This window comes from Pseudonocardia sp. SID8383 (assembly GCF_009864975.1).
In the GTDB taxonomy this organism is placed as follows: Bacteria; Actinomycetota; Actinomycetes; order Mycobacteriales; family Pseudonocardiaceae; genus Pseudonocardia; species Pseudonocardia alni.
In genome coordinates this window covers 1-1,324 of sequence record NZ_WWFY01000394.1, presented here as the reverse complement: position 1 = coordinate 1,324, position 1,324 = coordinate 1, and the positions used below count along the sequence as shown (strand labels likewise).

The 1,324-nt window shown below is 77.3% G+C and carries 3 protein-coding genes; 2 read left to right on the top strand and 1 reads right to left on the bottom strand.

Translation table 11 applies throughout. The annotated features are described in order from the left end of the window. Window positions 1–301: hypothetical protein (locus tag GTW08_RS09625; protein WP_202416865.1), on the bottom strand; the 301-nt coding region annotated here is incomplete at its 3' end. A gap of 168 nt (window positions 302–469) precedes the next feature. Here GTW08_RS09625 and GTW08_RS09620 point away from each other — a divergent pair. Beyond that, window positions 470–745, top strand: a complete 276-nt coding sequence (locus tag GTW08_RS09620) for a hypothetical protein (protein WP_062396425.1) — start codon at window positions 470–472, stop codon at window positions 743–745. Window positions 746–812: 67 nt separating this feature from the next. Next, the coding region (locus GTW08_RS09615; RefSeq protein WP_161151787.1) for a TetR/AcrR family transcriptional regulator at window positions 813–1,324 on the top strand (512 nt) is incomplete at its 3' end.

The window sequence follows — 1,324 nt, the reverse complement described above, 5'->3', positions numbered from 1 at the left end:
GCGCGGCCGACGGCGGCCGGGTGCGCCAGCGGGTGGTCAGCGCGGGGACGCCCTGGGCGGTGAGCCGGGCCCGGGCTGCCCCGGCCAGCGCGGCCTCCCCGGCCAGGACGGCCCCGGCGAGCAGGTGTTGGGCGACCGGCGCGGTGCCGGAGCGGCGCAGGTGGTGCGCCTCGAGGTCCAGGACGCGGCGCAGCGCCTCGGGCGTCACCCCGTCCGGCGCGACGCCCGGGTGCTCCCCGTGTGGCGGTTCGCCGGCGGCGATGCGCCGTTCCAGCCCGTCCCAGAACGTCTCGACGGCCATGCGTGTGAGCCCTCCCCGGGGTCGCGTTCGGTTACCTGTCGTGGCCCCGCGCCCCATCGTTAACGTGGGAGGGGGTGTCGCCACCCGAACCGGCGGTGACCGGCGGCGAGCCCTCGGCGACCGGCGCGCGGCCCGTGGGTGTCGGGAGCAGGGGCTACCGTCCGTCCCGTGCCCGCCACCACTCGTGCCGTCCTCTCGCTCGCCGAGATCGCGGTGTTCGCGCCGCTGGTCATCGCGCGTCGCACCGCCCGGATGCTCACCTCGGGCTTCCCGCCCCCGGCGCGTGAGGTCCGCGAGTTCCACCGGATGTGGGCCGAGAAGGTCGACGGGTTCTCCCGGGCCGCGGTCGTCCTGGTCACCTCGAAGCCGGGGCCGGAGACCCTCGGGCGGGCGCTGGAGCCGATCCGCACCCGGGTGCGGGCCAACGCCCGCCGTCTAGGCTGACCGCCCGGCGAGCACTCGGGGGTGCGGTGTGACGGAGGGGACGGCGGTCCGGCGCGGACGGCGGCCGATGAGCGACCGTCGCCGCACCCTGCAGCGCCTGGAGATCTCCCGGGCCGCGATCCGGCTGTTCCGCGAGCACGGCGTCGCCGCGACCGGCGGGGAGCAGATCGCCGAGGCGGTCGGGCTGTCGGCGCGCACGTTCTGGCGCTGGTTCCGCACGAAGGAGAGCTGCGTCGAGCCGGTGCTGAGCCTGGCCACCGACGCGTTCACCGCGAGCCTGACCCGCTGGCCCGCGGGCGTCGGGCTGACCGAGCATCTCGCCGGGGACTACGCCGAGCACCCCGACGCGGGCCCGGACGACTTCGACCTCGTGCTCGCGGTGATCCGGATGAGCCGCGACGAGCCCGCGCTGCGCGCGATCTGGCTCGTCGTGCAGGAGCGGGCGGAACCGGTGCTCGCCGGGATCCTCGCCGGCCGGTTCGGCCGCGCTGCGGGCGACGTCGCCGTGCGGGTGCAGGCCGCGGCGCTCAACGGGGCGCTGCGGGTCGCGACCGAGGACATCGCCGCCGCCACCGCCGG